We start from the raw sequence: 6,738 nt of genomic DNA, 5'->3' as shown, positions 1-6,738 counted from the left end.
ATCCCGGCCCTTTCCGCCCCCGCCCGCCGCGGGGGCTTGGCGCGCGCACCCGGGGGGGGTAAGGCCCGGGCAGGGATCCGCAGGACACGCCCGAACCACCGCTCTTTGTGCGCTCTTTGCCGGACTTTCCGCGCGGGTCGAGGGTTGGGCGCGCCCCAGAGTGGAAGCATCACCCTCGCGCCCACGGATTGCCGTGCGCCAACCACCCGTGAGGAGGCCCGCATTGCCCGCGGTGGAACTCCGACTGGCCCAGGGCACGCCCTGCTGGGTCAGCCTGCTGACCCACGACCTGCCCGGCGCCCGCGCCTTCTACGGCGAACTGCTCGGCTGGACGTACTCCCCCGGGCCCGGCCAACTCGGCGCCTACGTCCGGGCCGAGCTCGACGGCGCACCCGTCGCCGGTCTCGGCGTCTCCACCGCCACCGGCTTCCCGGTGCAGTGGACCACCTACTTCGCCGTGGACGACGCCGACCGCACCACCCAACTGGTGCGCGAGTGCGGCGGAACCGTCGCAGTCGGGCCGCTGCAGGCCGAGCGGGCCGGGCGGATGGCCATCGCCTCCGACGTCTCCGGCGCCGTCTTCGGCCTCTGGCAGGGGGAGGAGCACCCCGGCCGGGAGGCCGGGACGGAACCCGGCAGTCCCGCCTGGGCCGAACTGCTCACCCCTGACGCCGACGGCGCCGCCACCTTCTACGGCTCCGTGCTCGACCGGCCGGTGCGGCCCGCCGTCGGCGGCTCCGCCCTGCTGGTGCACGGGCACCCGGTCGCGGGCATCCGCCACCACGCCGACCTGCGCGGCCACCCGCCGCGCTGGCGCACCCACTTCGCGGTCCGGGACGCCGCGCTGACCGCTCGTCACGCCGTCGAACTCGGCGGCCGCGTCCTGGTCGGACCGCACGACACCGCCCGCGGCCGCGCCGCCCGGCTGGCCGACCCGCAGGGCGGGCACTTCTCGGTGCTCGAAGCCTCGGTCTAGCAACCGCTTCGGACGACAGGGCCCGTGCTCGTGCGGACGGGCCCTACGCCTGCTGGTCCTCGAAGGGCAGCACGTCCGGGGAGAGCACCGAGGCGCGCGCGGTCGCGGCGGTCAGCCGGCGGCGGTGGTGGCGGCGGCACAGCACCTCGTAGCCGATCTCGTCCTCGCTCACCGAGATGTCGCCGATCACCACCTGGGCGCCCTCGACCACCATCACCCCGCCGACCGTACGGGCGTTGTGGGTCGCCCGCGCGCCGCACCAGCACAGCGCCTCGACCTGCAGCACCTCCACCCGGTCGGCCAGCTCGATCAGCCGCTGCGAACCCGGGAACAGCCGGGTGCGGAAGTCGGTGGTGATGCCGAAGGTGTAGACGTCGATGTCCAGCTCGTCCACCACCCGGGCCAGCTGGTCGACCTGCTCGGCGGCGAAGAACTGGGCCTCGTCGCAGATCAGGTAGTCCACCCGTCCACCGGCCGAGAGCCGGTGCACCACGTGCGCGTGGAAGTCGAAGTCGTCCGTCACCTCGACCGCGTCGGCCCGCAGGCCCAGCCGGCTGGAGATGGTGGCCGCGCCGGCCCGGTCGTTGCGGGTCAGGATGACGCCCTGCCGACCGCGCGCGGTGTGGTTGTGGTCCATCTGCAGCGCCAGCGTCGACTTGCCGCAGTCCATCGTGCCCGAGAAGAACACCAGTTCAGCCATGGGTGGAGCAAAGGCCTTTCACGTCAAGGGGGTTCGGGCACAAGAGGTCAAGGGTCCGGCTCAGCCCCGGACTTCGAGCAGCGGCACGAACTGCTCGACCGGGGTCATCGAGCCGTGCAGCCCGATCATCGCGGACTCGCCGGGCTCGTTGCGGGAGGCGGTGATCGCGATGTCGTCGCGTGCCGCGGCGACCACGTCGCCGATCCGGTGGTACACCCGCTCGTCGACGGTCGGGCCGAACCAGCCCGCCGCGATCGCCTCGTCGCGAGTGGCCACCCACATCCGGTCGCCCAGCACCTCGCTCCAGACCGTGTGCACGTCGGCCGCGGCACCCGGCACGGCGTACACGTGCCGGGCCCGGCCCTCGCCGCCGAGCAGGGCGACTCCTGCGCCGAGCTCCCAGTCCTCGTCGAAGTCGATCCGGTCCTCGGGGGCGATGTCGATCATGCCGTGGTCCGCGGTCACGTACATCGCCGAGCGCGGCGGCAGCTGCTCGGCCAGCCGGCGGGCCAGCCGGTCCACCGCGTCCAGCGTCATCCGCCACTCGTCGGAGTCCACCCCGAACCGGTGGCCCGCACCGTCCAGCTCACTGACGTACGTGTACACCAGCGCCCGGTCGTGCTCGGCCAGCCAGGAGGCGGCCAGGTCCATCCGCTCCTCGCCGGTGGTCCGGCCCAGGAAGCTGCCGCCGGACAGCGCCACCCTGGTCAGCGGGGTCTGGGCGAACAGCGGGGAGGACACCTGGGCCGTCGCCACCCCGGCCCGGTGGGTCTGCTCGAAGACCGTCGGGTACGGCTGCCAGGCCTGCGGGTCGGTGTGCGGCTGCCAGCGCAGCTGGTTCATCAGGTAGTCGGCGCCCGGCACCGCCACCGTGTAACCGGCCAGGCCGTGCAGGCCCGGCGGCGTGCCGGTGCCGACCGAGGCCAGTGAGGTCGCGGTGGTGGACGGGAAGCCCGCCGTCAGCGGACGGCCGGTGCCGCCCATCGAGCTCCCGGCCAGCGAGGACAGGAACGGCGCGTACTCGGGGTGGCGCAGCAGCAGCTCCCAGCCCAGGCCGTCCACCAGGAACACCACCGCCCGGTCGGCCGGGGCGATCGGCAGCGTCGCGGTGAACCCGGGGACGCCCATGCCCGCCGCGACCGAGGGCAGCAGGTCGCAGAGCGAGCCGCTGCCGTACGGGGGTGCGGGGGCGGCGGCCGGGTCGAGGATCTCGAAGGCGTCGTAGCCGTCGGAGGGTGCGAAGGACATGGAACCGGATTCGTAGCGGTCGGAAACGCGGGCGGGGGCGCGGACGGAAACGGCCGGGTGCGGCCCGGGCTCAGACCCGCGGGCCGTTGTCGATCGTCGCGTCGGACAGCGCCCGGGCGAACACCAGCGCCTGGGCCACCGTCTCCGGGCCGTCACCGGCCTCGCTCACCCGCAGCGAGAGGTCGTCGGCCGTCGCCGAGCCGGTGTAGCCGTGGTCCGCCTCACAGTTCGGGTCCGAGCAGCCGGCCGGCTCCAGGTCGAGGCGCTGAACCGCGCCCCAGCCGATCGTCAATACCACCTCGCGCGGCAGGGTGCCGGGCGTGTACGTCTCCGGGTTCGCCACCATCCGGCTCAGCACGACCGAGCCGATCCGGTCCAGCCGGACGCTCTCCGTCGAGGTCGTCGCGAAGGGCACCGCGGGGCTGCCCGCGTCACCGGACTGCTCGTCGGTGTGGCTCACCACGAAGCGGGTAGGGGTCAGCACCAGCACCGTCACGTGCCGGCGCACCTCGTTGGAGTCGAAGGTCGTCTCCTGGTGCACCAGGTAGGAGCTGATCGGCTCCGGACCCACCGCGGACTCCACCGCCTCGGACACCAGGGCCGGGTAGTAGCCGCTGCGCTCGATCGCCGAGCGCAGGTCCTGAGTGGTGGTGGTACCGGTCTTCGCCATAACTCCATCCTGGCATGGTCCGCCGACGAAGCGGGCGGCACGGCGCCGAGCTTCGGACATCAGCGCCAACGGGCAGGCGCAACCAAGGAAGGTTACAGCGTGCTCATCGCGCGCGGGCCCAGATCGCTGCGGACGGGCAGCGGTGCGACCCGCACCCGCGCCCCCAGGATCGCCAGTCCGTACGGGGCCACGACCACCGGTTCGAGGTCCACCGAGGCGATCTCCGGGACGTCGTCCACGAGCTGCGACACCCGAAGCAGCAATTCCTCCAGGGCGCCGGTGTCCACCGCCTCGGCTCCGCGCCAGCCGAACAGCAGCGGCGCCGCCCGCACCTCGCGGATCAGTCCGGCGACGTCCTGGTCGGTCGCCGGGACGAGCCTGTGGGCCACGTCGCCGAGCAGTTCGGCCGGGGCACCGGCCAGACCGAAGGAGAGGATCGCGCCGACGGCCGGGTCGACCGTGGCGCCGATCACGGTGTCCACCCCGCGCGGGGCCAGCCGCTGCACCACCAGCCGGGCGCCGGCCGCGCCGCCGAGCAGGGCGTCCAGTTCGCGGTGGGCCCGGCGCAGGCCCGGCTCGCCGGTGAGGTCCAGCCGAACGCTGCCCAGGTCGGGGCGGTGGCGCAGGTGCGGGGCGGTCGCCTTCAGGGCCACCGGGTAGCCGAGCTGCTCGGCGGCCCGGACGGCGGCCTCCTCGTCCGGCGCGGGCAACGTGGGCGAGACGTCGATGCCGTAGCGGGCCAGCAGGGCCCGGGCCGCGGTGTCCGGCAGGGTGATCCGGGCGCCGCCGGGCTGGGTGCGCGCGGCGACCGCGGCCCGGGTGCTCAGCGCCGCCTCCACCAGGGCGCGGGCGCCGGGCTCGTCGATCCGGTCCAGCTCGGGGACGCGCGCCGTCTCCTCCGCCTCGGCGGTGCGGCGGCGCCACTGCGCGTAGTGCACGGCGTGCGCGAGGGCGCGCACGGCGCGCTCGGGCGCCGCGTAGGCCGGGATGCCGCCGGGACGCAGCCGGGTCGGCAGATCGGTCAGGGCCAGGTGGGCCAGCACCAGGGGCTTGCCCAACTCCCGTGCGCGCTCGCCGGCTTCGAGCAGGGCGGTGGCGATCTCCGGGTCGTCCGAGCCCATCTCCGGGTCGTCCGGGCCGGCCAACCGGCCGCCCATGAAGGCGTGGGCGGAGGTGCCGATCGGCGGGATGGCGACGGCGATCACCGCGTCCACGGCGGGGTTGCTGAGCGCGACGTCCAGGGCGATCCGGAAGTTCTCGCCGGTGGCGGCGGTGGTGAGGTCGACGGGCGTGCACGGGCGCAGCCCGGCGCTGAGGCAGGCGTCGTACGTGAGCAGGCCGAGCGAGTCGGAGTTGCCGACCACGGCGACCCGGTCGCCGGGCGGCAGCGGCTGCTGGGCGAGCAGCTCGCCGGTGTCGAACAGCTCGGTGATGGTCGCCACCCTGGTCACCCCGGCCTGTTCGAACAGCGCGTCGACGGTGGCGTCGCGCAGGCCGGTGGCGGTGGCCGGGACGGCGTGTCCGGGCGGCAGGCTGCCGGTGTGCCGGGCACCCTTGACCACCACCACCGGCTTGGCGGCGGCCAGCCGGCGGGCGATCCGGGTGAACTTGCGGGGGTTGCCGAAGGACTCCAGGTAGAGCAGCACCACCTCGGTGGCGTCGTCCTCGGCCCAGTACTGCAGGAAGTCGTTGCCGGAGACGTCCGAGCGGTTGCCGACCGAGGCGAAGGAGGAGACGCCGAGGCCGCGCCGGTGGACGGACTCCAGCAGGGCCACGCCGATCGCCCCGGACTGGCAGAAGATCCCGAAGCCGCCGCGGTCGGGCAGATGGGGGGCGAGCGAGGCGTTCAGCGGGTGGTCGGGGTCGGTGTTGATCAGGCCGAAGGCGTTCGGGCCGATCACCCGCATCCCCGCCGCGCGGGCCTGGCGGACCAGGGCGCGCTGGCGGTCGCGGCCCTCCGGACCGGTCTCCGCGTAGCCGGCGGTGACCACCACCAGGCCCCGCACGCCGTGCGCGCCGCACTCGGCGACGGTCGCCGGGACGGCGCTCTCGGGGACGGCGATCACCGCGAGGTCGACCGGCCCGGGAATGTCCAGAATCGAACGGTGCACCGGGATGCCGTCCAGCTCGGTGCCCGGCGGGGCGCTGCGGTTCACCGCGTAGACGGCGCGCGGGGCGCGCTTGGGGTCGTACCGGCTCTCGAACTCGGTGTCGAAGCTGCCGAGCAGGTCGCGCAGGAGGGCCCGGCCGACGGTCTGCGGGTTGCGGGAGACGCCGATCACCGCCACCGAGCGCGGGGTCAGCAGCCGCTGCACCGAGCGGGCCTCGGCGCGGTGCTCGCGGGCGCGCATCACGGCGAGCGAGCGGTCGGTCTGTTCGAGGTCGAACTCCAGGTGCACGACGCCGTCGGCGAAGCTGCGGCGCTGGGTGTAGCCGGCGTCGGTGAAGACCTTCACCATCTTGCGGTTCTCCGGCAGCACCTCGGCCTGGAAGCGGCGGATGCCGCGCTCCTGGGCCACCGCGGCGATGTGCTCCAGGAGGGCGGAGGCGACCCCGCGGCCCTGGTGGGCGTCCTGGACCAGGAAGGCGACCTCGGCGTCCGTGCCGTGTTCGGAGGGGCGGCCCTCGGCGTCGATCCGGTCGTAGCGCACGGTGGCGATGAAGTGGTCCCGGACCACCACGGCGAGGCCGACCCGGTTCACGAAGTCGTGGTGGGTGAAGCGCCGGACGTCCTTGTCGGACAGCCGCGGGTAGGGGGCGAAGAAGCGGAAGTACTTCGACTGGTCCGAGACCTGCTCGTAGAACTCGACCAGCCTCCCGCCGTCATCGGGAGTGATCGGCCGGATCCGGGCCGTGCCGCCGTCGCGCAGCAGGACGTCGGCTTCCCAGTGCTGCGGATAGTCGGGTTGCGCGGGGTTCGCCACCGCGGGGTCTTCCACATTCGTCAGGTTATCCGGCGGCGGGCCGAATGGCGCCGGGCGCGTGCTCACGGCAGGGTGGACAGCGCCACTGGCCGGGCCTTATGCCCCGAAAAGAAACAATCACAAGTCCCGAACGCCAGGCGTAGAAGGGGTTGCCTGCGTGCGACACTGGTCTAGACAACACGGCCGTTTCCCCCGCTCCCCCGAGCACGGCCGTGACCAG

5 protein-coding genes are annotated in these 6,738 nt (G+C 73.8%); 1 reads left to right on the top strand and 4 read right to left on the bottom strand.

All coding sequences use genetic code 11. The features are described 5' to 3' along the window. Positions 1–232: 232 nt before the first annotated feature. A complete protein-coding gene (locus ACFV1W_RS18930; protein WP_380417949.1) occupies positions 233–976 on the top strand; it encodes a VOC family protein in 744 nt (247 codons plus the stop codon). Positions 977–1,019: 43 nt separating this feature from the next. Here the strand turns inward: ACFV1W_RS18930 and ACFV1W_RS18925 are convergent, their stop codons facing one another. From ACFV1W_RS18925 to ACFV1W_RS18910, 4 genes are all read right to left on the bottom strand, one after another. Next, positions 1,020–1,676, bottom strand: coding sequence for a thymidine kinase (locus ACFV1W_RS18925; RefSeq protein ID WP_380417935.1), 657 nt, complete (start codon positions 1,674–1,676; stop codon positions 1,020–1,022). Between the two features lie 60 nt (positions 1,677–1,736). Further along, the gene (locus ACFV1W_RS18920) at positions 1,737–2,924 is read right to left on the bottom strand and encodes an alkaline phosphatase family protein (RefSeq protein WP_380417933.1); all 1,188 of its coding nucleotides are present in this window, start codon (positions 2,922–2,924) and stop codon (positions 1,737–1,739) included. Positions 2,925–2,994: 70 nt separating this feature from the next. Continuing rightward, positions 2,995–3,594, bottom strand: a complete 600-nt coding sequence (locus ACFV1W_RS18915) for a DUF5998 family protein (RefSeq protein WP_380417931.1) — start codon at positions 3,592–3,594, stop codon at positions 2,995–2,997. Positions 3,595–3,686: 92 nt separating this feature from the next. Then, positions 3,687–6,533, bottom strand: coding sequence for a GNAT family N-acetyltransferase (locus ACFV1W_RS18910; RefSeq protein WP_380417929.1), 2,847 nt, complete (start codon positions 6,531–6,533; stop codon positions 3,687–3,689). Positions 6,534–6,738: the final 205 nt, after the last annotated feature.

The organism is Kitasatospora sp. NPDC059648 (genome assembly GCF_042734825.1).
Taxonomy (GTDB): domain Bacteria; phylum Actinomycetota; class Actinomycetes; order Streptomycetales; family Streptomycetaceae; genus Kitasatospora.
The sequence above is the reverse complement of the archived record's forward strand: the minus strand, read 5'-3'. Positions and strand labels throughout refer to the sequence as shown.

What these genes read in the sequence shown, in the direction of transcription:
- ACFV1W_RS18925 (WP_380417935.1), bottom strand. Translation starts at nt 1,676, where the DNA reads ATGGCTGAACTGGTGTTCTTCTCGGGCACGATGGACTGCGGCAAGTCG.
- ACFV1W_RS18920 (WP_380417933.1), bottom strand. Translation starts at nt 2,924, where the DNA reads ATGTCCTTCGCACCCTCCGACGGCTACGACGCCTTCGAGATCCTCGAC.
- ACFV1W_RS18915 (WP_380417931.1), bottom strand. Translation starts at nt 3,594, where the DNA reads ATGGCGAAGACCGGTACCACCACCACTCAGGACCTGCGCTCGGCGATC.